Here is a 22,187-nt window from a genome sequence, read left to right as displayed (position 1 = left end):
TCCCTTCCTTCGATCCGGACTGCGGGGCTCCGCTTCGCTGCACTCCTCGCTCGGAGCACCCTTCCTTCGATCCGGACTGCGGGGCTCCGCTTCGCTCGAATCACTTGACAGCCTTTCCGTCCAGGACCGTCGGCTCGCCACGCAGGAAGGTCGCCACGATGCGACCCGGGAGCGTCATGCGGGCGTACGGGGTGTTGCGACTGTGGCTGGCCAGCTCAGCGGGCTCGACGACCCGACGGGCGGCCGGGTCGACCAGGGTGAGGTTGGCCGGCACGCCGGGGGCCGGGTCGAGGCCGTGGGAGTCGAGCCCGGCGATCCGGGCCGGGGCGCGGGACATCCGCTCGGCGATCAACTCCCACTGCGGGCCGAACACGTCCAGGGCGATCGACAACGCCGTCTCGAGCCCGAGCATGCCCGGCCGGGCGTACGCCCACTCGCACTCCTTGTCCTCCACCGCGTGCGGGGCGTGGTCGGTGGCGATGATGTCGATCACGCCCTCGGCGAGCGCGGCGCGCAGCGCGGCGATGTCGGTGGCGGTGCGCAGCGGCGGGTTCACCTTGTACACCGGGTCGTACGTCTCCGCCTTGGAGTCCGTCAGCAGCAGGTGGTGCGGGGTGACCTCGGCGGTGACCCGGACGCCGCGGGCCTTGGCCTGGCGCAGCACCTCGACGCTGCCGGCCGTGGAGACGTGGCACACGTGCAGCCGGCTGCCGACGTGCTCGGCGAGCAGCACGTCCCGGGCGATGATCGCCTCCTCGGCGACCGCCGGCCAGCCGGTCAGCCCGAGCCGGGTGGAGACCTCGCCCTCGTGCATCTGCGCGCCCTCGGTGAGCCTGGGCTCCTCGGCGTGCTGGGCGATGATCCCGTCGAACGCCTTGACGTACTCCAGGGCCCGCCGCATCAGCACCGGGTCGGCGACGCAGTGCCCGTCGTCGGAGAAGATCCGCACCTGGGCCGCCGAGTCGGCCATCGCGCCCAGCTCGGCCAGGCGCTCGCCGGCCAGGCCGACGGTGACCGCGCCGATCGGCTGCACGTCGACCAGGCCGGCCTCCCGGCCGAGCCGCCAGACCTGCTCGACCACCCCGGCGGTGTCGGCGACCGGGGAGGTGTTGGCCATCGCGCAGACCGCCGTGTACCCGCCCAGAGCCGCCGCCCGGGAGCCGGACTCGACGGTCTCGGCGTCCTCGCGGCCCGGCTCGCGCAGGTGGGTGTGCAGGTCGACCAGTCCGGGCAGGGCGACCAGCCCGGTGCCGTCGACCACGGCGGCGTCCGGCGCCCGCAGCCCCGCGCCGGTGGCGGCGACGACGCCGTCGCGGATCAGCAGGTCGGTCGGCGCGGCGCCGACGACGCTCACGTTGGTGATCAGGTACGCGGTCACAGCTTGTTCCCCCCGAGCAGGAGATAGAGGACGGCCATCCGCACGGAGACCCCGTTGGCGACCTGTTCGACGATGGTGGAGCGGGGCGAGTCGGCGACCTCGGGCGTGATCTCCATGCCCCGGTTCATCGGCCCGGGGTGCATGACGATCGCGTGCTCGGGCAGCCGGCGCATCCGCGGCCCGTCGAGCCCGTAGCGGCGGGCGTACTCGCGGGCGGAGGGGAAGTAGGAGTCGTTCATCCGCTCCCGCTGCACCCGCAGCATCATCACCACGTCCACGTCGGGAAGAACGACGTCGAGGTCGTAGGAGACGTCGGTGGCGGGGGCGAGGGCGGCGGCGATGTCCACCGGGATGAGGGTGGGCGGGCCGACCAGGGTGACCTTCGCGCCGAGGGTCGACAGCAACAGCACGTTGGAGCGGGCCACCCGGGAGTGCAGCACGTCCCCGACCACCGCGACGTGCAGGCCGGCGAGCCGGCCCAGCCGGGAGCGCATCGTGTACGCGTCGAGCAGCGCCTGGGTGGGGTGCTCGTGGGTGCCGTCGCCGGCGTTCACCACCGACCCGTCCACCCAGTCGGCCAGCCGGTGCGGCGCGCCGGAGGCGGGGTGCCGGACGACCACCGCGTCGGCCCCCATGGCCTGGAGGGTGAGCGCGGTGTCCTTCAGGCTCTCCCCCTTGGCGACGCTGGAGCCCTTGGCCGAGAAGTTGATCACGTCGGCGCTGAGTCGCTTCGCCGCCGCCTCGAAGGAGATCCGGGTCCGGGTGGAGTCCTCGTAGAACAGGTTCACCACGGTCCGGCCGCGCAGCGCGGGCAGCTTCTTGACCTCGCGCCCGGCGACGGTGGCCATCTCGGCCGCGGTGTCCAGGATCTGGGTGGCGGTGGCGGCGTCCAGGTCGGCGGCGGAGAGCAGGTGGCGGATCATGAGGGGAGCGCCTCTCCGTACAGCCGGACCTCGTCCGCGCCGTCGGTCTCGCCGAGGGTGACCCGCACGCTCTCGGCCAGCGCGGTCGGGATGTTCTTGCCGACGTAGTCGGCGCGGATGGGCAACTGCCGGTGGCCCCGGTCGACCAGTACGGCGAGCTGCACCGAGGCGGGGCGGCCGACGTCGCCGAGCGCGTCGAGGGCGGCCCGGACCGTGCGGCCGGAGAACAGCACGTCGTCGACGAGGACGACCCGCTTGCCGTCGATCCCGCCGGGCGGAAGCTGGGTCGGTCCGACCGCGCGGGTGGCGTTGCGGCGCAGGTCGTCGCGGTAGAGGGTGATGTCGAGCACACCCACCGGAACGGCGACGTCCTCGAAGGTGCTGATCCGGGCGGCGAGCCGCCTCGCCAGCGGCGCGCCCCGGGTGGGGATGCCGAGCAGCACGGTGTCGGCGGCGCCCTGGGTCTTCTCCAGGATCTGGTGGGCGATGCGGTCCACCACACGCGAGACGTCCGCTGCGGTGAGGATCACCTTCACCGAGGGTTGTCGCGGTGGCGACGGATGGGCAGCCGGTGGGTAGGCCACGGCGGACCTCCTTCCCCGCCTCACGGGACGGGTCGTTAAAGGATGTCTGGCACCTCCGGCGGACCGCGAACGGCCCAGGCCGGGGCTTCACGCCACGTTACCAGCGGTCACGGGGCCCGCCGCCGCCGGCACTGACCCCAGGATCAGGGTGGCGAATCGGGATAACTCACCCTGTGCTCCCCAACAGCAGGGTCACGACCACTTGACCAGGTGTCGCAATCCCCGTACCGTCACGCTCCGTAGCGATCGCTGGGAGAACCCCGACAGCACTGGGAGTGTCCGAATGCCCTCTGAATACGCCAAGTCGCTGGGTGCCCGCCTGCGCTCCATCCGCCAGCAGCAGGGCCTGTCCCTGCAGGGGGTGGAGGAGAAGTCGAGCGGGCGGTGGAAGGCCGTGGTGGTCGGCTCGTACGAGCGCGGTGACCGCGCCGTCACGGTGTCCCGCCTGGCCGAGCTGGCCGACTTCTACCGGGTGCCCGTCTCCGAGCTACTGCCCGACGGCAGCGGAGTGCGTCACGAGCCCACCAGCAAGATCGTGCTGGACCTGGAGCGGCTCTACGACGAGGCCTCCGAGGAACTGGCCTACGTCGCCCGGTACGCCCGCGCCATCCAGCAGCAGCGCGGCGACTACAACGGCCGGGTGCTCTCCATCCGCGCCGACGACCTGCGCGCCCTGGCGATCGTCTACGACGCCTCGCCGTCCGGGCTGATCGAGCGCCTCACCGAGCACGGCGTGCTCGTCGCCGACCCGCGGGCGTTCTTCGCCTCCTGACCGAGGTCGACAGTCGGAAGGGCCCGTGCCGGTCGGCACGGGCCCTTCCCTCGTCGTACGGTGCCGGCTCAGCGGGTGGCGTACTCGGCGATCCGGCCGAGCACCCCGTTGAGGAAGCGCGGCGAGTCGTCGGTCGACATCTGCCGGGCCAGTTCGACGGCCTCGCTGATCGCGACCGGGTCGTCGAGCTCGTCGACGTAGAGCAGCTCGTACACCGCGATCCGGGCCAGGTTGCGGTCGACGACCGGCATCCGGTCCAGCGTCCAGCCCTCGGCGTAGCTGGCGATCAGCTCGTCGATCCGGTTCAGGTGTGCGGCCACCCCCTCAACGAGGCCGACCGCGTACCCGAGGTGCTCCGGGTGGGGCTTCTCGATCCGCTCGATGTAGCCGGCGAGCACCTCCACCGGAGGCCGATTGCGCAGGTCGGCCTCGTAGAGCACGTCCAGCGCCCGCTTGCGCGCCTTGCGGCGTGCCGGCATCTGCTGCTTGGCGCCCTCGGCCATCAGGCGCGGCCGAGGTAACGGCCGTCGCGGGTGTCGACCTTGATCTTCTCGCCGGTGGTGATGAACAGCGGCACAGGCACGGTCGCGCCGGTCTCGACGGTCGCCGGCTTGTTGCCACCGGTGGACCGGTCGCCCTGGAGGCCCGGCTCGGTGTAGGTGACCTCCAGCACGACGGAGGTCGGCAGCTCGATGTACAGCGGCACGCCCTCGTGGGTGGCGACGGTCGCCTCGGCCTCGGGGAGGAGGTAGTTGGCCGCCTCCCCGACAGTGCCGTCGGGGACGGTGATCTGGTCGAACGTCTCCAGATCCATGAAGACGTAGTCCTCGCCGTCGGCGTAGAGGTATTGCATGGTGCGCTTGTCCACGGTCGCGGTCTCGACCTTGGTGCCCGCGTTGAAGGTCTTGTCGACCACCTTGCCGGACAGCACGTTCTTCAGGGTGGTACGCACGAATGCGCCACCCTTACCGGGCTTGACGTGCTGGAACTCGACGACGGACCAGAGCTCTCCGTCGAGGTTGAGTACCAGGCCGTTCTTCAGGTCGTTGGTGGAGGCCATTTCCTGCCTTGATCATCAATTGGCGGACAGACCTGGCAAGTCTACTGCCTGCCGCCGCCGGCTGTACCCGCCGTCAACCGCCGGCCGCCACCGCGCCCGGGCGGGCCGCCAGGTGGTGCAGGGCGAGACGGTAGCCGTCGATGCCCAGGCCGCAGATCACGCCGGTCGCCACGGCGGAGACCACCGAGTGCCGGCGGAACTCCTCGCGGGCGTGGATGTTGGAGATGTGTACCTCGACGAGAGGGCCCCGCAGCATCGCGCAGGCGTCCCGGACCGCGATCGAGTAGTGCGACCAGGCGGCCGGGTTGAGCACCACCGCCGCGCCCTCGTCGGCCGCCTCGTGCAGCCAGCCGACCAGCTCGTGCTCGGCGTCGGTCTGCCGGACCACCACGTCCAGCCCCAGCTCCCGGCCGGTCCGCGCGCACAGCGTCACCAGGTCGGCGTAGCTGGTCGCCCCGTACACGTCGACCTGGCGGGTGCCCAGCCGGCCCAGGTTCGGCCCGTTCAGCACGTACACCCTCGCGCTCACCGGGGGCTGACCTCCCGGTAGGCGGCGTGCAGCAGCTCGTCGTCCGGGCCCTCCAGGATCGTCGGGCGGGCCAGGCCGTCGAGCACCACGAACCGCAGCCGCGAGCCGCGGGTCTTCTTGTCCACCCGCATCGCGGCCAGCAGCTGCGGCCACGCGTCTGCCCGGTAGCCGGTCGGCAGCCCGAGCGCCGTGAGCACCGTGCGGTGCCGCTGCGCGGTCGCGGCGTCCAGCCGGCCGGCCAGTCGGGCCAGCTCGGCCGCGTAGACCAGGCCGACGGCGACGGCGTGCCCGTGCCGCCAGCGGTACCTCTCCACCTTCTCGATCGCGTGGGCCAGGGTGTGGCCGTAGTTGAGCACCTCGCGCAGCCCGGACTCGCGCAGGTCGCCGGAGACCACGTCGGCCTTGACCCGGATCGCCCGCTCGACCAGCTCCCGCACCATCGGCGAGGTCGGGTCGGTGGCCGCGGCCCGTTCCCGCTCGACCAGGTCGAGGATCACCGGGTCGGCGATGAACCCGCACTTGACCACCTCGGCCAGGCCGGCCGCCAGGTCGGCCGGCGGGAGGCTGTCGAGCACCGTGAGGTCGCACAGCACCCCGACCGGCGGGTGGAAGCCGCCGACCAGGTTCTTGCCGGCCGCGGTGTTGATCCCGGTCTTGCCGCCGACGGCGGCGTCGACCATGCCGAGCAGCGAGGTCGCCACCGCCACCCAGCGCACCCCGCGCAGCCAGCAGGCCGCGACGAAGCCGGCCAGGTCGGTGACCGCGCCGCCGCCCACCCCGACCACCGCGTCGGTACGGGTGAAGCCCGCCTCGCCGAGCCGGTCCCAGCACGCGGCGGCCACCTCGACGGCCTTGCCCGCCTCGGCGTCCGGCACCTCCACGATCAGCGGGGCCATCCCGGCGGCGGCCAGGCGGGCGCCGAGCGCGTCGGCCAGCCCCTTCAGCGGCGGCGCGTGCAGCACCGCCACCCGGGTCGCGTCGGGCAGCAACGTCGGGAGCGCGTCGAGCAGGTCGCGTCCCACCAGCACGTCGTACGGCCGCTCGCCGCCGACCGGAATACGGGTCACCTCGTCCATCGCCCGGCAGCCTAGTCCAGCCGCCGGGTGCCCGGCGGCGACTGTCCACTCCGTGGCGGGCGGATCGTCACCGGGGCGTGACCAGCGCGGCCCGGCAGCGTTTAGCCAGGAGAAGCGGGGGGCAGCGTCAGCACGCACCGGCCTACGAGGCGGAGGTACCCGCGATGACCACACCCACGACCGACGACACCGGAACCCGGGCGCCCGCCACGATCGACGGCGCCGACATCCGGTTGCCCGCCACCATCCTCGGCGTCGGCCTCGGCGGCTTCGCCGACGGCATCGTGCTGCACCAGGTGCTCCAGTGGCACCACATGCTCAGCAGCACCGGCAGCGACAACGTCGGGGTGCAGGCGTACCCGGTGGACACGGTTCCCGGGCTGGAGATGAACACCCTGTGGGACGGGATCTTCCACGTGGTGACCTGGGTGGCGGTGCTGGCCGGCCTGGCCCTGCTCTACTCCCGGGTGACCCGGTCCCGGGGTCGGCTGTGGCGCTCCCCCGTGCTGTGGGGCTGGGCGCTGGTCGGCTGGGGGCTGTTCAACCTCGTCGAGGGGGTCGTCGACCACCACCTGCTCGGCATCCACCACGTGCGCGGCGGCGAGTACCAGACCTGGTGGGACCTCGGGTTCCTGGCGTTCGGGGCGGCGCTGGTCGCCGCCGGCTGGCTGGTGCAGCGCCGTGGCACGGCCGTGGACCTCTGCGCCGACCGGCGGTGACCCCCGCCCACGCCGGCCACGACGCGTTCGTCCCGGGGCCTGCGCTGCTCGTACCCCTGGCGCTTTTCTGGGTCTACCTCGCCGCCGCGCTGCGGCAGCGGGGCCCGGGCGGCGGCGGGTGGCCGCACCGGCGGACGGCGGCCTTCGGCGCCGGCGCGGGCCTGCTCGCGGTCGGGCTCGTCCTGCCGGCCGGAGGCTTCGCCGGGCACGCGTGGCAGCACCTGCTGATCGGCATGCTGGCGCCGCTGGGGCTGGTGCTCGGCGCACCCGGCACCCTGCTGCTGCGCACCGTGGACCGCCGGCGCGGCCGGGCCCTGGTCCGGCTGCTGCGCCGGCCGGCCCTGGCCGCGCTCGCCCACCCGGTCACCGGGCTGGCGCTGACCGCCGGCGGGCTGTACCTGCTGTACCTGACGCCGCTGTACCGGGCCACGGTGACGCATCCGGCGGCGCACCATCTGGTGCACCTGCACTTCCTGCTCGCCGGCTGCCTGTTCACCTGGTCGGTCGCCGGCCCCGACCCCGGCCCGCACCGGCCCCGGGTGCCGGTCCGGCTGGTGGTGCTCGGCGTCGCCGTCGCCGCCCACGCCGCCCTCGCCCAACTCCTGTACGCCGGGCTCGCCGTGGACGTGCCGGGGCCGCCCGAGCAGCTCCGGGCCGGGGCGACGGTCATGTACTACGGGGGCGACCTCGCCGAGATCGCCCTCGCCCTGGCGCTGCTCGCCACCTGGCGACCGGCGCGGAAGGGGCGGAGGCCGACGCGGCCGGCGTGGCCCGTTCCTGACCCCTCACCCCCGGGGCCGGGTGGGGTCAGGGCTTGACCAGGGCCGCGATCTCGGCGGCGATCTCCTCCGGGGACCGCCCGTCGGTCACCACGGTCGAGGTCGCCACCTCGGCGTAGAGCGGGCGGCGCTGGTCCATCAGATATTTCAGCGTCGCCCGCGGGTTGATCGCCAGCAGCGGCCGGCCGGCGCCCAGCCCGACCCGCTTCACCGCGTCGGGCAGCTCGACGCTCAGGTGCACCACGGCGTGCCCGATGAGGGCGGCCCGGTTCTCCTCCGCGAGCACCGCGCCGCCGCCGAGGGCGAGCACCCCCGCGCAGGAGGCCAGCGCCGCGGCGGTGGCGGCCCGTTCGAGGGTACGGAAGTGCGCCTCCCCCTCGTCGATGAAGATCTCCGGGATCGGCTTGCCGGCCAGCTGCTCGATGTCGGCGTCGGTGTCCCGGAACTCCACCCCGAGCAGCGCGGCTAGCGCCGTCCCGACGGTGGTCTTGCCGGAGCCCGGCGACCCGACGAGGACGACCACCGGCCGCGTCCGGTTCACCGGATCACCAGGGCGTCGAGGTAACCGGCCAGGTTCCGACGGATCTCGGCCACCGAGTCGCCCCCGAACTTCTCCGTGGCGGCCTCCGCGAGCACCAGGGCCACCATCGCCTCGGCGACCACGGCGGCGGCCGGCACGGCGCACACGTCGGAGCGCTGGTTGATCGCCGTCGCCGGCTCCCCCGTGGTCACGTCGACGGTGGCCAGGGCCCGGTTCAGCGAGGAGATCGGCTTCATCGCCGCCTTCACCCGCAGCGGCTCGCCGGTGGTGATGCCGCCCTCCAGACCGCCGGCCCGGTCGGTCACCCGGCGCACCCCGGTCGCGGTCGGGATGATCTCGTCGTGCGCCTCGGAGCCTCGGGAGCGGGCCTGCTGCCAGCCGTCGCCGATCTCCACGCCCTTGATCGCCTGGATCGACATCAGCGCGGTGGCGAGCCGGGCGTCGAGCTTGCGATCCCACTGCACGTGGCTGCCCAGGCCCGGCGGCACCCCGTACGCCAGCACCTCGACCACGCCGCCGAGGGTGTCGGCGGCCTTCTTCGCGGCGTCGACCTCGGCGACCATCCGGGCGCTGGCCTCCGGGTCGAGGCAGCGCAGCGGGTCGGCGTCGATGCGCTCGGCGTCATCAGGGGTGGGCCGCAGCCCCGGCTTCACCGCGACCGGGCCCAGCTCCACCACGTGCGAGACGATCTCGATGCCGAGGGCCTGCTTGATCAGGGCCTTCGCCACGGTGCCGACGGCCACCCGGGCGGCGGTCTCCCGGGCGCTGGCCCGCTCCAGGATCGGCCGGGCGTCGGTGTGGCCGTACTTCTGCATGCCGGCCAGGTCGGCGTGGCCCGGGCGGGGACGGGTCAGCGGCGCGTTGCGGGCCTGCTGGGCCAGCTCGTCGGGGTCCACCGGGTCGGCGGCCATCACCGTCTGCCACTTGGGCCACTCGGAGTTGCCGACCCGGATGGCCACCGGGCTGCCCAGGGTGAGGCCGTGCCGGAGCCCGCCGATCACCTCGATCTCGTCCCGCTCGAACGCCATCCGGGCCCCCCGGCCGTAGCCGAGCCGGCGGCGGGCCAGCTCACCGGCGATCTCGCCGGTGGTCACCTCGATCCCGGCGGGCACGCCCTCCAGCATCGCGACGAGGGCGGGACCGTGCGATTCACCTGCAGTCAGCCAACGCAACACGGGGGCAAGTCTGTCACGACCGGGTGACGTCCCACCGCACCGCCCGCCGTGTCCCGCCCTGCGGACGCCCCCGTCATCCGCCGAGGCAAGTGGTTCGGGTCCGAGCAACAAGCCGCTCCGACCCGAACCACTTCTCACCCGATCAGCCGTCGTGGGGCCCGCGCCGAGACGAAGCGACTCGGATCAGCAACACCAGGGCCACGACCAGGAAGGGTACCGACGCGAACCACAGCAGCAGCTTCGTTCCGGCAGCCGCTCCCAGGATCACCGGGAGTTGTGAGACGACGGCGGAGACACCGGTCGCGGCGAGCAGCAGGCTCACCTGGCGGGCCGAGGGCCGGGCGTCGGTTCGGACCACCCGGTCCGGCAGGGCGCCCCGCCTCAGGAGCCACCCGCCGAGCAGGATCATCAGGATGCCACCCACGACCAGCAGGTATGCGGCCAACGTCCCCACCGTCGCCTCCTTCGCTCATCGGCAGGCCGGGATTCCATAACCCTTCCACGGTATGAACGTCCTACCGATGAAGCCGACCACCATGTAGAGGTAGACCCCCTTCTGCCTGCGGCAGTAGTACTCGTACAGCCGGGGCACGAAGGTGCCCGCGATCCAACCGATGAAGCCGCCGATCGCACCACCGATCCCCGCTCCCCACGGGCCACCGATGCCGAAACCGACGATCCCGCCGATGGCGCCACCGATCATCGCGAAGGCGAGACCGAAGATGTCCAGGATCCACCTGGTCTCCCAGTGCGAGAACTTGCACCAGAAGCCGTACTCCCAGCTCCACTTGTAGTACCGCTTGTACCACCTGCCGCAGGACATCTTCCCGGAGACATCGGTGCAGTTGACCGCGTCTCCGGAGCAGTACTCGTAGCTGTTGGCGTTGCCGCCGTAGACGGGATCCACCTGTAGGAAACGACCCGTGGTCGGGTTGTAGACCCGCGCGCCCATCAGGGTGGCGCCGTTCGGGGTGTCGGCCGCCCTGCGTTCCGCGCCGAGCCAGCCGTACCGACGCGTCCCCACGTCGGCGGTGTTGCGCGGCTGGCCGGATTCGTCCTGCTCGCTCGTGTACGACAGGCCCGCGCCGCTACCAGCCATCCCCGCCACGAAGTCGCCGTGCAGGTTGGTGATGGCCCAGGCCATCCCGGTGGTGTTCAGGTACGCCCCGACCAGCCGGGACAGCCCGGGAACCGAGCGGCTGGAGTTGCCGCCGCCCTCGTCGGTCCAGGCCGGCTTGTCGGTGTCGTCGGCGTAGTGGTGCCGCTTCGTCACCGACGTCCCCGAGGGGCTGTCGGTCCACGACCGGTTCCGGTTGCCCAGGACGTCGAGGGTGTAGGTCGCCGTACGGCTCCCACTGGTGATCGACCTGACCATGTCGTTGACGTGGTAGGTCATGGCGGAGGCAGCACCGCCCCCGGGAGTGTCGACTGCCGGCGACTGTTGGGTGCGGCCCAGCGCGTCGTACACGTATCCCGTGCTGACGAGCCGGTCGGCGTTGTCGTACTGCCACGTCCGGCTCGTGGCTCCGGTGGCGGTCTGGCAGGAACCACCGGTGCCCGGAGCGTAGGACGACAGGCCGGTGCGGTTGCTGCTCGCGTCGAACTCGTAGACCCGGGACGTGCACTGGCCGCCCACGGTGTCCTGCACGGTGGCCAGGCGCCCGGCCTCGTCGTACGCCATCTGCTGTTGGGACAACGTCGACTGGCGACTGTGCCACTGGCCCTGGGAACTCCAGGTCGCGTTCTCCGCGAACACGGTGCAGTCGGGCTGGCCACAGCCCGTCTGCACGTAACCGATCCCCGTCGGGTCGCCCGCCTCGTTGCGGGTCGCCGTCACCACCACACCGTTCGGCCAGGTCTCACCCGTCAGTTCGCCGTCAGCGCCGTACTGGCCCGTGATCGTGCCGGCCTGACTGTCGACGATCTGCGTCGGGAACCCTCGGCGCTCGGTGCCACCGTCGTAGGTGTAGGTCTGCGTCGCCTTCCCGTCGGCCACGGTCGCCGGACGGGACAGCAGATCGTAGGTGACGGTGGAGACGTTGCCGTCGGCGTCGGTGTACGTCGTGCGCCGGCCCAGCGAGTCGTAGGCGCGCACCACCTCGGCCGTGACCGTGCCAGCACCGTTCAGCGACTGCGTCCGCACGCTCTTGCCGCTGGCCAGGTCGTACACGTTGCGCCGCTTCTCCAGCGGCTCGCCCAGACCGGTCCCTGCGGTGACCGTCACCTCAAGCTCACGGCCAGCCCCGTCGTAGGTGATCGCCGTGCTACGAAGGACGCCCCCACTGTTCTTCTCCGTGGTCGAACGCTGCTGGTGGTAGAGCCCGTAGGTCAGCACCGTCGCGGGCAGCTCCGGCCCCGCGTCCACAGCGCCGGCCGGTTGCGTCCGGCATACCAGGCCAGCCCATTCGGCATGCGCACCGCACTCCGGGTACGACGAGTTGGCCGCCTCGGTGTAGTAGACCGTCTGCCGGGTCGCCGGGGTGGTGTCCACCCCACCCCCGGCGGGACCGGTCGTCGCGATGACCCGCCCCGAGGCGTCGTAACTGGTCCTGGTGGTCAGGTCGAGACCGCCGGGATCGGTCGTGACGAGGAGCAGCCGGCCCAGGTCCCAGTCGTACTGCTTCGTGGTCGTCCGGGTGTCCGCGTCGATCGTCTGACCGGCGCTGACATGGCTGATCGAGGCCCTCTCCGTGGTGGGCAGGTTCCTCGGCTCACCACCGGCCGGCGCGCCCTCGTCGTAGGTGTACCGGACGTGTTTGCGGCCCCGCACCACGGCACCGCTGGCGAGCACGACCTCGTGTTCCGGCCCGAAGGTCTCCACGGCCTGCTGGCCGTCGGGCGAGTACAGGGTGGTGGTCGTCAGCTTGGCGGCGATACCGGCCTCGGCACTCGCGCTGTCGGCGGGAGAGGCGTCGAGCGCCCGCTTGCGGTTGCCCGGCTCCAGTTCACTCACGAGGTTGCCCGACCCGTCGTACCAGGTGGTCGCGATGTTGCCACCCGGCTCGGCGACGTTGACCGTCCGCGCGTTCGCGTCCAGATAGGTGACCGTGGCCCGTTCGTACGAGCCAGGCAGCGTGCCGGCGGCGGGGTCGCCGGTCGGCACCTGACTGGCCGGGAAGACCGCGGTGCCGTCGGTCGGCGGCTCCGTCTGCCCCCACCGCGCCGTCTGCCCGGCGGACAGGTCGTACGGCGCGCCGCTGCCCGAGATCGGGACCTGGTAGACCACGGTCTCGACCGCCGTGCCGGCGGTTAGGGCGGACCGGGTGACCTTGTGCAGGCGCCCCTTGCCCGGGTCGTTCGGGACCGTCGTGTAGGAGAACTGCCAGGTCTGTTCGGCCGGCGGGGTCAGCGAGACGATGATCCCGTCGCCGTTGTAGTAGTAGACGGTCCGCAACTGCTGGGGTCCCGACCCGTTGGTGTAGTCCAGTCGGGGGTCGGAGAAGGTCCGCAGCCGGCCACCGTTGTCGTAGCTGTAGCGGGCCAGCACGACGGTCCGCATCGCCGGGGTCGCCAGGTCCGGATCCCAGGCGGTGTAGGAGATCTGCTTCACCCGGCCCGCGAAGTCACCCCAGGTGCCGTCGGCCAGGCCGGTGGCGGTCGTGGCGGTGGCGTAGGTGAAGGTCAGCGCGCGGCACCCCTTGACCAGCGTCGTGCAGGTGACGCCCGCCGGGACCGGAGCCAGCATCCGGGTCGGCCGCATGATCTCGTTCGCCCCGACGGTGGCCTTCTCCCACGAGTACGTCGTGGTGTTGCCCGAGCCCGGCGCGATGGCCGCGGTCGGGGTGTAGACGTTGGCCGGGTCGGTCGACGCCCGGGTGAAGGTGACCACGTTGCCCGCACCGTCGGCGAGGGTGAAGGTGCTGGCGGCGGAGTTGAAGGTCAGCTTGTAGGACTCGGCACCGGACTGGGGCTCGTAGTTCACCCCGGCGCTGTCGACCTTGGTGAACCCGATGGTCGAGTCGTTCGGCAGTTTGACCTGTACCAGGCTGCCATAGGTGGTCAGCCGGGTGTACGGCGCGTTCGCCTCCTGGACCACCAGGCCGGAGACCCAGCCCGGCCCGAAGAGCGGGTCCAGGCCGCCCGGCTGCCGGCTGTTGACCGTACGCGAGATGCCCAGTCCGGGCGCCGACACGTCCGACTGGGAGATCTGGTAGTTGCCGGTGATCAGGTTGACCGAGCCGGGGCCGACCTGTCCTGTGTCGGCCGAGGCGAGATTCCGGTCGAACCGGAACTTCACGTTGTCGGCCGGCGCCCCGTTGCTGCTCAGGTTGAAGTAGGCCCGCACCTGCACCGGCCCGTCCCGCGGAATGCTCGCCGCGTCGACCGAGGTAAGGGTGGCGGCCACGTCCCAGTTCAGCTTGGGGGCCACGCCGGAGGTGAGAGCGACGGGCCAGGTCACCGCGCCGCCGCCGACGGCGTACGTGACGTGGGCGGTGGGGATGGTGACCCAGGCGTCCGAGCCGGCCCGCCGCCACTGGTAGGTGGCGTTCGCGAAGGACGGCGCGGCGGTCGAGCCGAGCACCACCTTCGCCCCGCTGACGTCGCCCGCCTTGGGCGAGGTGACCGCGCCGGTGCCCACCTTGAACGGGTAGCTGCGCACGTCGGTCACGTTGTTGGCCGAGTCGCGGGTACGCGCCCAGATGTTGTGCCAGCCCGGGGTCAGCGGGGTGATGCTGACGGTCGCGTCGGCGCCCGGCGTGGCGGTGTTGACGACCTTGTTCAGGGTCTGCACGTCGAGGCTGTACTCGTAGGCCGCCGCGTCGGCGATGCCGTTGGCCTCGAAGGTGAAGCTGCCGGCGACGTTCGCGTCACCGCCCCACTGGTTCTCCGGGTAGGTGGTGGAGCTGACGATGGGCGGGCTGCCGATCGACGTGTCCACGGTGAACTCGCAGAACGGCGACCAGGTCCCGTCGACCGTGCCGTCGTTGCCGCGCACCCGCCACTTGTACGAGGTGTTGTGGGTGAACGTCGCGGCCGGGACGGTGGTGCTGAACGTCGAGCCCGACGCCGCGGTGCCGGTGATCGCGCTGCCGAGCTTGGTGGTGCCGGTCAGCGTCCACCACTCGAACTCCGCCTTGACCGTGGACCCCTCGGCGTCGGAGACGACCGACTTCAGCTGCGGGGTCGCGGTGTTCACCTTGGGCCGGGACGCGCCCGTCGCGCAGGCGGTGGCCGGCACCGTCGAGCGGGTGCCGACGGTGGGGTACGAGTTGTAGTTCACCACCGCGTACGGGACCTGGCTGTTGTCGGCCGCGTTGCGGGAGCGGAACTGCTTGAAGCTGTTGGGGCTGGTCTCGTCGGTGCCCCGAACGCCCATGTAGGCGGTGGACTGGTTGGCGGTGGCGGCCCGCTGGAAGAACGTCGTGCCGCTGATGCTCACCCAGCCGTCGGCACAGGCCGTGCCGCCCTTGGTCTGGGTGGAGGTGGCCTCCTGCTGCGCCCAGGTCGGCTGGGTGCCCCAGCGGGTCGCCGAGGAGGCCGCGCCGGTGGTCCAGATCTCCCAGGAGGTGGCGGTGCAGGTGTTCGACCAGAAGTTCCAGAAGTTCACCGTCGCCGAGGTGATCTGCTTGCCCCGCAGCGCGGAGACGCCCCAGTGCACGAAGGACCGGGCCTTGGTGTTCGGCGTGCCGGCCAGCAGGCCGAGTTGGAGGTCGTTCGCCCCGCCCCGGTCGACGTTGTCGCCCTCCTTCACGTACGTGTCGAACGTCGTGTAGAGGGGGTTGATCTGCGGGTCGATGGTCACCGGGTACTGGGTGGCCGGGTCCTTGAGCCACGCCAGGTCCGGGCTCAGCCGCATGGTCAGGCCGTTGGCCTGGCCCGACCGCGCGGTGGGCCGCTCGGACTTCGCCGACACGACCGCCCGTCGGGTCGGTTCCTCCGTGCCCGGGTTCCGTCGGGCGTCCCACATCTCCGGCGCCGGCACGGCAGCGATCGGCCGGCCCTTGGCGTCCTTGAGCAGCAGCCCGCCGGAGCTGTCCTGGCTGAACGAGGACAGTCCCTTGCCGGTCAGCGGGAACGCCAGCGTCGGGAGCCGGTCCACCGCCTGCCGGTTCTTCACGGTCAGGAACTGCGAGAAGCCGGTCCGGGTGGCCTCGACCACCAGGTCGATGCCGGCGGCCACCTCCGGATAGGTGGCCCGGTTGCCGGCGAGCACCGGTGCGGGCAGGGCGCCGGCCCAGCCCATGCTCAGCCGGCCGTCGCCGATGCCGACCGCGGCCAGTTCCCCGCCGGCCTTGCGGGCACCGGAGATCCGCAGGTCCAGCGGGTGCGCCTGGGCCCGGACCGAGCCGTCGGCGGCGGGCTGGAGGGTGAGGTCGACCGGCACCCACCGGTTGTCGCGCCGGATCCGCACCGGGCTCGCGTGGACGGTCGCCTCCACCTGCCCGTTCGGGTGGGCGACGTACTCGGCGCTCTCGGTGGTCATGCCGCTGATCCGGACCCGCTTGCCGGTCAGCCGCGCGGTGACCAGCGCGGCCATCTCGTCGGGGCGGTCCAGCACCCGGTCCGGCGCCTTTGCCGGTGCGGCCTCCGCCGGGTGGTTGGGCACGTCGGTCAGGGTGACCGCGAGGACCGCCGCCATGCCGGCGAGGGTGAAGCGACCCAGTCCTGTTCTGCTGAGTCTGGCGACTTGGACGATTGACGCGAATCTTGCACGCGCAGGAGCCACTGACGGCCCTCCCCTGGGGTCGACTGGGCATTGAGTGAGGCGAACGCTACGGTGCGTCAGGAATCCAGGTCAATCAATACTTTGAGCGACTGCCGGGCCATCCACAAAAGGCCAGGTCAGCCGCCCGTGGAAGTTCCACCGACCACGAACAGCAACGGGCTGAGCTGGGGAAATAAGAGTTGATCGATCAAGTTGGAAGACCAATGCACCGATTGACCCTGGTGCGTCCGGAAATCCAGCGAAAGGGGCGGTGCGGGCCGTCACCGTGGAGTGAGGGCGACCTCGGCGGTCGCGGCACCCTTGGGGCCGCTCGCCTTCCGCGCGGAGCTGGTGCTTTCCGGATGCACAACAGATGATCTTGCTGTCGCCGAGCGCCGGCTCGACCGGGATGGCGAGACCGGGCTACCGGACCGGGCGGATCTCGATCCCGACCTCGGCGGAGAGCGCGGCGGCCATGGCCGCCACCGGGGCGCGGGCGCCGGTGAAGTGCTCGAACTGGCCGACCGCCTGGGCGACCAGCAGATCAAGACCGGACACGACCCGGCACCCGGCGGCCCCGGCCGAGGCTGCGAGGGGGGTCGGCCAGGGGTCGTACAGCGCGTCGAAGTAGACCGCGCCGGGCCGCCACCGGGCGTCGGCGGCGAGGGAGTCGGCGACGCCCTTCGGCACGGTGGAGACCACCACGTCGGCGTCGGTGCAGCCGGCCGCCTCGGCCCAGTCGGCCCCGGCCAGCCGCAGGCCGAGCGCGTCGGCGGCCGGGCGCAGTTCGTCGATCGCCGAGGCTCGCCGGGCCACCACGGTCACCGTGCCCGAGCCGAGGCGGGCGGCGGCGGCCAGCGCGGCCCGGCCGGTGCCGCCCGCGCCGAGCACGGTGACCCGGGCGCCGGGCCGCACGCCCGCCGCCGAGAGCAGCTCGATCATGCCGGCGGCGTCCGTGTTGTCCGCGTACCAGGAACCGTCGGGCCGGTGGACCAGGGTGTTCGCCGCGCCCATCGCGGCGGCGACCGGCGACACCTCGGCCGCGAGGGCGAGGGTCGCCTCCTTGCACGGCATGGTCACCGACAGCCCAGCCCACTCGGGGCCGAGGCCGGCGACCATGGCCGGCAGCTCCGCCTCCGCGCACTCGATCGTCGTGTACGACCACCCGGCGAGGCCGGCGGCGGCGTAGCCGGCGTTGTGGATCACCGGGGAGAGGGAGTGGCTGATCGGCTTGCCGACCACCGCCGCCCGCCGAGGCGTCGTCATCAGATGATCCCGGCCTCCTTGGCCTTCGCCTCGTTCTTCAGGTGTTGCTCGTACGTGTTGGCGAACTCGGAGTGCCCCTGCTTGTCGATCGCCACGAAGTAGAGCCACTTGCCCGGCGGCGGGTCCATCGCCCCCTCCAGCGCCTGCTTGCCCGGGTTGTTGATCGGGGTGGGGATCATCCCGGGCAGCTTGCGGTTGTACGGGTTCTTCGGGTTGTCCAGCTCGGCCGGGGTCATGTCCTTCGACCGCTTGCCCTCCTGGCCGATCGACTCGAAGTAGTAGTTGACCGTGACGTCCATCTCCAGGCAGTTGCACGGGAACTCGCCGTACACCCGGTTGTAGGCCACCCGGGCGACCTTGCCGAGGTCGTCCTTGTTGCCCGCCTCGGCCTGGGCGAGGGACGCGACGATCAGTGACTCGTACGGGCTGATTCCGCCGCGCTCCTCCTTGACCCGGTCGACGAACTTCATCTCCTCGGTGACGGCGAGGAAGTTCTCCACCATCAGGGTGAGGATGCTCGCGGCGGTGGCCTTCGGCGGGATCTCGTAGGTGTCCGGGAAGAGGAACCCCTCGATCGACTTCTTGACCGATTTGCCGTCGGTGCGCTTGAACCACGAGTCCGGCACGCCGAGCGCCTTCGGGTCCTTCGCGGCGGCCTCGAACTCCTTGACCGGGATCTCGGTCTTCTCCGACAGCAGCTTGTAGACGCGCTTGGCGGTCGTCCCCTCGGGGATGGTGAGCCCGTTGACGACCTTGTTCTTCAGGTCCAGCAGCATGACGAGGGCACGCTCGCCGCTCATCTGCTTGCGCACCTTGTACGTGCCCGGCTGGATGTTCTTGCTGCGCGAGTTCGCCTCGGCCGCCTCGATGAACGCCTTGGAGCTCTTTACCACTCCGGCGGTGTAGAGCGCGTTGGCCATGTCGGCGATCAGCGCGCCCTGCTTGATCTCGACGGTCACCTCGCCGGTGCCGGACCCGTCGTAGTCGGGGGTGACGAAGTACCCCTGGATCCGGTCGAAGCCGTAGAAAGCCCCGCCGCCGATGACCCCGAGCAGCACGAAGGCCATGAGCAGGGCGAGGACGGTCTTGCCGCGGCCACCGCCCGACTCCCCCTTGCGCTTGCGCACATAGCTGCGCCGGTGCTTGCCCTTGTCACCACCCCGCTCCGAGTCGTCGAACCCGAGGTCCAGATCGTCGATCATCGCGTCCGCCTCCGCTGCGCTTCCAGCCAGCTCTGCAGGATCTCGACCGCAGCGGCCTGATCCACCACCGCGCGTTGGCGCTTCCCCCGGACGCCGCGCTCAGCCAGCCTACGAGAAGCCACCACGGTCGACATCCTCTCGTCAGTGAGCGTTACCGGAACGGGCGCTATCACCTCAGCCAACCGGTCAGCGTACGCCTTCACATTCTGCGCCGCCGGGCCGTGCTTACCGGCGAGATTGACCGGAAGGCCGACGACCACCTCGACGCACTCGTGCTCCGCGATCAGCCCCACCAGCTCGGCCATGTCGCGGGGCACGGCGTCCTCGGCGCTGGTCAGGTCCCGGGCGAGGGTCACCAGCGGGGTGGCCAGCACCCCGTGCGGATCCGAGCGGGCCACCCCGACCCGGACCTGCCCGACGTCCACGCCCAGGCGGACTCCGTGCCACGATTCGGTCATCAGTCCTTCACCTTGCCCTGACACGAGTCAGGGCGAACCGGCATGGTCCGCCCTGACTCGACGTGCGATGCGCTCACGCCTCGGCGATCGCCTTCTCGACGGTGACGAGCAGCTTCGGCGCCTCGGCGGCCGGCAGGCCGCCGCCCTGGGCGAGGTCGTCGCTGCCGCCGCCCCGACCGGAGAAGGCGGCCTTGACCAGCTCCTTCGCGGCCAGTCCCCGGCTCCGGGCGGCGGCGTTCACGGCCACCACCAGGGACGCCTTGCCGTTCGAACGCGCCGCCACGGCCACCACAGCCGGCCGCGCCGGGTCGATCTTGCCCCGGATCTCCTGGGCCAGGGTCCGCACGTCGTTGCCGGCCGCGCCCTCGGGCGCCTCGGTGCCGACGTACGCCACCCCGCGGACGTCCTTCGCCTGGCCGGCCAGGGCCGCCGCGCCGCCGAGCACGAGCTGGGCGCGCAGCTTCTCCAGCTCCTTCTCCGCGTCGCGGAGCTGGGTGACGGTCTGCTCCACCCGGTCGGCGACCTGGTCGCCGGGCACCCGGAACAGCTCGGCGAGCCGGGAGACCAGCAGGTGCTCACGGGCCAGGAAGCCGAAGGCGTCCATGCCCACCAGGGCCTCGATCCGCCGCACCCCGGAGCCGACCGACGCCTCGGAGAGGATCTTTACCAGGCCCAGCTGCGCCGAGCGGGCCACGTGGGTGCCGCCGCACAGCTCGCGGGCGTAGTCGCCGACCTCGACGACGCGGACCCGCTCGCCGTACTTCTCGCCGAACAGCGCCATCGCGCCGATCCGGCGGGCCTCCTCCTGGGTGGTGATGAAGGCGTGCACCTCCAGGTCGGCCAGGAGCACCTCGTTGACCTGCTGCTCCACGTCGTGCAGCACGCTGGGCGCCACCCCCGTCGGGGTGTTGAAGTCGAACCGCAGCCGACCCGGGGCGTTCAACGAACCGGCCTGGGTGGCCGACTCCCCGAGGAAGTTGCGCATCGTCTGGTGCACCAGGTGAGTGGCGGTGTGTGAGCGGGAGATCGCCCGCCGCCGGGTCACGTCGATCTCGGCGTACCCGGTCTCGCCGGCGCGCACCTCGCCCCGGACCACCCGGGCCCGGTGCACGATCAGGCCCGGCACCGGCTGCTGCACGTCGAAGACCTCGACCTGCCCGCCGCCGACGGTGATCAGGCCCTGGTCGGGCTGCTGACCGCCGCCCTCGGCGTAGAACGGGGTGGTGTCGAGCACCAGCTCGACCGTGTCGCCCTCGACAGCCGCGCCGACCTCGCCGCCGCCGGCCAGCACCGCGCGGACCCGGGACTCCCGGTTCAGCTCGGTGTAACCGGTGAACTCCACCGGCCCGCCCGCGTCCAGCACCGACCGGTACGCCGACACGTCGGTGTGCCCGGTCTTGCGCGCCCGCGCGTCGGCCTTGGCCCGGTTGCGCTGGTCTGCCATCAGCCGGCGGAAGCCCTCGGCGTCCACCGTCAGGCCCTGCTCGGCCGCGATCTCCAGGGTCAGGTCGATCGGGAAGCCGTAGGTGTCGTGCAGCTGGAACGCCTTGTCGCCCGTCAGCGCCGCCTGCCCCGCCGACCTGGTCTCGGCGATCGCCGTGTCCAGGATCGTGGTGCCGGCGCGCAGCGTGGAGAGGAAGGCGTCCTCCTCGGCGTACGCGTACTGGGAGATCCGGTCGAACTCGGCCGCCAGCTCCGGATACGACGGGGCCATGCAGTCCAGGGCCACCGGCAGCAGCTCGGGCAGCGCCCGGTCCTGGTAGCCCAACAGCCGCACCGACCGGATCGCGCGGCGCATGATCCGGCGCAGCACGTAGCCGCGCCCCTCGTTGCTCGGGGTGACCCCGTCGCCGATCAGCATCAGCGCGGTGCGGACGTGGTCGGCGATCACCCGCAGCCGCACGTCGTCGGGGTGCGACTCGCTGGCCACCTGGCCGGAGTGCGCGCCGTACCGCTTGCCGGTCAGCTCGGCGGCCCGGTCCAGGATCGGCCGGACCTCGTCGATCTCGTAGAGGTTGTCGACGCCCTGGAGGATGGAGGCCATCCGCTCCAGGCCCATGCCGGTGTCGATGTTCTTCGCCGGCAGCTCACCGACGATCCGGAAGTGCTCCTTGCTGGTGACGTCGGCGATCTCGTACTGCATGAAGACGAGGTTCCAGAACTCCATGTACCGGTCCTCGTCGACCTCCGGCCCGCCCGCACGCCCGTACTCCGGGCCCCGGTCGTAGAACAGCTCGGAGCACGGCCCGGCCGGACCGGGGATGCCCATCGACCAGAAGTTGTCCTTCCTGCCCCGACGGACGATCCGCTCGGCCGGCACGCCCACGGAGCGCCAGATCCGGAACGCCTCGTCGTCGTCGAGGTAGACCGTCGGCCAGACGCGCTCCGGGTCCAGCCCGAAGCCGCCCTGCCCGACCGGCTTGGTGACCAGGTCCCAGGCGAGCGGGACCGCCCCGTCCTTGAAGTAGTCACCGAAGGAGAAGTTGCCGTTCATCTGGAAGAACGTGCCGTGCCGGCTGGTCTTGCCGACCTCGTCGATGTCCGGGGTGCGGATGCACTTCTGCACGCTGACCGCCCGCCGGTACGGCGGGGCCTGCTGCCCGAGGAAATAGGGGACGAACTGCACCATGCCGGCGTTGACGAACAGCAGGTTCGGGTCGCTGATGGCGGGCAGCGGAGCGGACGGCACCACGGCATGGCCGTTCGCCTCGAAGTGCGCGAGGTACCGCCGCTTGATCTCCGCCGTCTTCATCGCTGGTGATCCTCCGGAAAGATCTCTCGGTCACCGATGCGCGGGTCCTCCCGCAGCTCGGCGAACTGGTCGTCGAACGCCTCGCCCCGGGCGAAGGCCTCGTGGATCTCCTGCTCCCGCTCGGCCATCCCGATCCGGACGTCCTCCACGAAGCTACGCAGCGACTCCACCAGACCGCCAGCGGATTGTGACAGGCCTCCGACGATGCCGGCCGGCGTGTACGCCTGCGCGGTACGGGTCGCCTTGCGGACCACCACCACGCCGACGGCCAACCCGATGCCCAGCCAGAACAGGCGCCTCATGATCTCATCCCTCCGTCGCCGGCCG

The 22,187-nt window shown here is 71.8% G+C and carries 19 protein-coding genes; 3 read left to right on the top strand and 16 right to left on the bottom strand.

What is annotated here, in order from left to right; translation table 11 throughout:
• Nucleotides 1–100: 100 nt before the first annotated feature.
• Genes ABT023_RS06805 through pyrR form a run of 3 tightly spaced genes read right to left on the bottom strand, consistent with a single transcriptional unit; the run spans nt 101 to nt 2,885 of the window.
• Entirely contained in the window at nt 101–1,378 is a 1,278-nt protein-coding gene (locus tag ABT023_RS06805) for a dihydroorotase (RefSeq protein ID WP_350882468.1), read from the bottom strand.
• Nucleotides 1,375–2,301, bottom strand: coding sequence for an aspartate carbamoyltransferase catalytic subunit (locus ABT023_RS06800; RefSeq protein WP_350882466.1), 927 nt, complete (start codon nt 2,299–2,301; stop codon nt 1,375–1,377). Before ABT023_RS06800 ends, ABT023_RS06805 begins: the two co-directional genes overlap by 4 nt.
• Nucleotides 2,298–2,885 (bottom strand): bifunctional pyr operon transcriptional regulator/uracil phosphoribosyltransferase PyrR, encoded by a 588-nt coding sequence (gene pyrR / locus ABT023_RS06795; protein WP_350882464.1) that lies wholly within the window; start codon nt 2,883–2,885, stop codon nt 2,298–2,300. Before pyrR ends, ABT023_RS06800 begins: the two co-directional genes overlap by 4 nt.
• 283 nt (nt 2,886–3,168) lie before the next feature.
• Between pyrR and bldD the strand changes: the two genes are divergently transcribed.
• The gene (gene bldD / locus ABT023_RS06790) at nt 3,169–3,657 is read left to right on the top strand and encodes a transcriptional regulator BldD (RefSeq protein ID WP_161691449.1); all 489 of its coding nucleotides are present in this window, start codon (nt 3,169–3,171) and stop codon (nt 3,655–3,657) included.
• 68 nt (nt 3,658–3,725) lie between these two features.
• Here the strand turns inward: bldD and nusB are convergent, their stop codons facing one another.
• From nusB to aroB, 4 genes are all read right to left on the bottom strand, one after another.
• Nucleotides 3,726–4,136 (bottom strand): transcription antitermination factor NusB, encoded by a 411-nt coding sequence (gene nusB / locus ABT023_RS06785; protein WP_350882550.1) that lies wholly within the window; start codon nt 4,134–4,136, stop codon nt 3,726–3,728.
• A gap of 23 nt (nt 4,137–4,159) precedes the next feature.
• The gene (efp, locus tag ABT023_RS06780; RefSeq protein WP_350882461.1) at nt 4,160–4,717 is read right to left on the bottom strand and encodes an elongation factor P; all 558 of its coding nucleotides are present in this window, start codon (nt 4,715–4,717) and stop codon (nt 4,160–4,162) included.
• 73 nt (nt 4,718–4,790) lie between these two features.
• Complete coding sequence (gene aroQ / locus ABT023_RS06775) at nt 4,791–5,246, bottom strand: type II 3-dehydroquinate dehydratase (protein WP_350882459.1); 456 nt, start codon at nt 5,244–5,246, stop codon at nt 4,791–4,793.
• Nucleotides 5,243–6,322 carry a 3-dehydroquinate synthase gene (gene aroB, locus ABT023_RS06770; protein WP_350882457.1) on the bottom strand — a complete coding sequence of 360 codons (1,080 nt, stop codon included), beginning with the start codon at nt 6,320–6,322 and terminating at the stop codon, nt 5,243–5,245. The genes aroQ and aroB overlap by 4 nt, the downstream gene beginning before the upstream one ends.
• 164 nt (nt 6,323–6,486) lie before the next feature.
• Between aroB and ABT023_RS06765 the strand changes: the two genes are divergently transcribed.
• Together ABT023_RS06765 and ABT023_RS06760 are read left to right on the top strand one after the other, a co-directional pair.
• Nucleotides 6,487–7,041 (top strand): DUF2243 domain-containing protein, encoded by a 555-nt coding sequence (locus tag ABT023_RS06765; protein ID WP_350882456.1) that lies wholly within the window; start codon nt 6,487–6,489, stop codon nt 7,039–7,041.
• Entirely contained in the window at nt 7,038–7,859 is an 822-nt protein-coding gene (locus tag ABT023_RS06760; protein WP_350882454.1) for a cytochrome c oxidase assembly protein, read from the top strand. The genes ABT023_RS06765 and ABT023_RS06760 overlap by 4 nt, the downstream gene beginning before the upstream one ends.
• Here ABT023_RS06760 and ABT023_RS06755 read toward each other — a convergent pair.
• The 9 genes from ABT023_RS06755 to ABT023_RS06715 form a co-directional block, all read right to left on the bottom strand.
• Nucleotides 7,849–8,361, bottom strand: a complete 513-nt coding sequence (locus tag ABT023_RS06755) for a shikimate kinase (protein WP_350882452.1) — start codon at nt 8,359–8,361, stop codon at nt 7,849–7,851. The two genes, ABT023_RS06760 and ABT023_RS06755, sit on opposite strands and share 11 nt — an antisense overlap.
• The gene (gene aroC, locus ABT023_RS06750) at nt 8,358–9,536 is read right to left on the bottom strand and encodes a chorismate synthase (protein WP_350882450.1); all 1,179 of its coding nucleotides are present in this window, start codon (nt 9,534–9,536) and stop codon (nt 8,358–8,360) included. The genes ABT023_RS06755 and aroC overlap by 4 nt, the downstream gene beginning before the upstream one ends.
• 142 nt (nt 9,537–9,678) lie before the next feature.
• Nucleotides 9,679–9,990, bottom strand: a complete 312-nt coding sequence (locus tag ABT023_RS06745) for a hypothetical protein (RefSeq protein ID WP_350882448.1) — start codon at nt 9,988–9,990, stop codon at nt 9,679–9,681.
• A gap of 15 nt (nt 9,991–10,005) precedes the next feature.
• Nucleotides 10,006–16,116 (bottom strand): RHS repeat-associated core domain-containing protein, encoded by a 6,111-nt coding sequence (locus tag ABT023_RS06740; protein WP_350882446.1) that lies wholly within the window; start codon nt 16,114–16,116, stop codon nt 10,006–10,008.
• A 489-nt stretch (nt 16,117–16,605) separates the two neighbouring features.
• A complete protein-coding gene (locus tag ABT023_RS06735; RefSeq protein WP_350882444.1) occupies nt 16,606–17,448 on the bottom strand; it encodes a shikimate dehydrogenase in 843 nt (280 codons plus the stop codon).
• Nucleotides 17,448–18,650, bottom strand: a complete 1,203-nt coding sequence (mltG, locus tag ABT023_RS06730) for an endolytic transglycosylase MltG (RefSeq protein ID WP_350882442.1) — start codon at nt 18,648–18,650, stop codon at nt 17,448–17,450. Before mltG ends, ABT023_RS06735 begins: the two co-directional genes overlap by 1 nt.
• Nucleotides 18,647–19,108: a Holliday junction resolvase RuvX gene (ruvX, locus tag ABT023_RS06725; protein WP_350882440.1), complete on the bottom strand. Its 462-nt coding sequence runs from the start codon at nt 19,106–19,108 to the stop codon at nt 18,647–18,649. The genes mltG and ruvX overlap by 4 nt, the downstream gene beginning before the upstream one ends.
• A gap of 73 nt (nt 19,109–19,181) precedes the next feature.
• On the bottom strand, nt 19,182–21,860 hold the full coding sequence (gene alaS, locus ABT023_RS06720) for an alanine--tRNA ligase (protein WP_350882438.1): 2,679 nt from the start codon (nt 21,858–21,860) through the stop codon (nt 19,182–19,184).
• On the bottom strand, nt 21,857–22,162 hold the full coding sequence (locus ABT023_RS06715; RefSeq protein ID WP_350882436.1) for a hypothetical protein: 306 nt from the start codon (nt 22,160–22,162) through the stop codon (nt 21,857–21,859). The genes alaS and ABT023_RS06715 overlap by 4 nt, the downstream gene beginning before the upstream one ends.
• Between the last annotated feature and the right edge of the window lie 25 nt (nt 22,163–22,187).

Origin of the sequence: Micromonospora sp. NPDC002296 (assembly GCF_040296145.1) — a bacterium.
GTDB lineage: Bacteria > Actinomycetota > Actinomycetes > Mycobacteriales > Micromonosporaceae > Micromonospora.
Note: the sequence above shows the minus strand (reverse complement) of the source record. Positions and strands in the feature narration are given on the sequence as shown.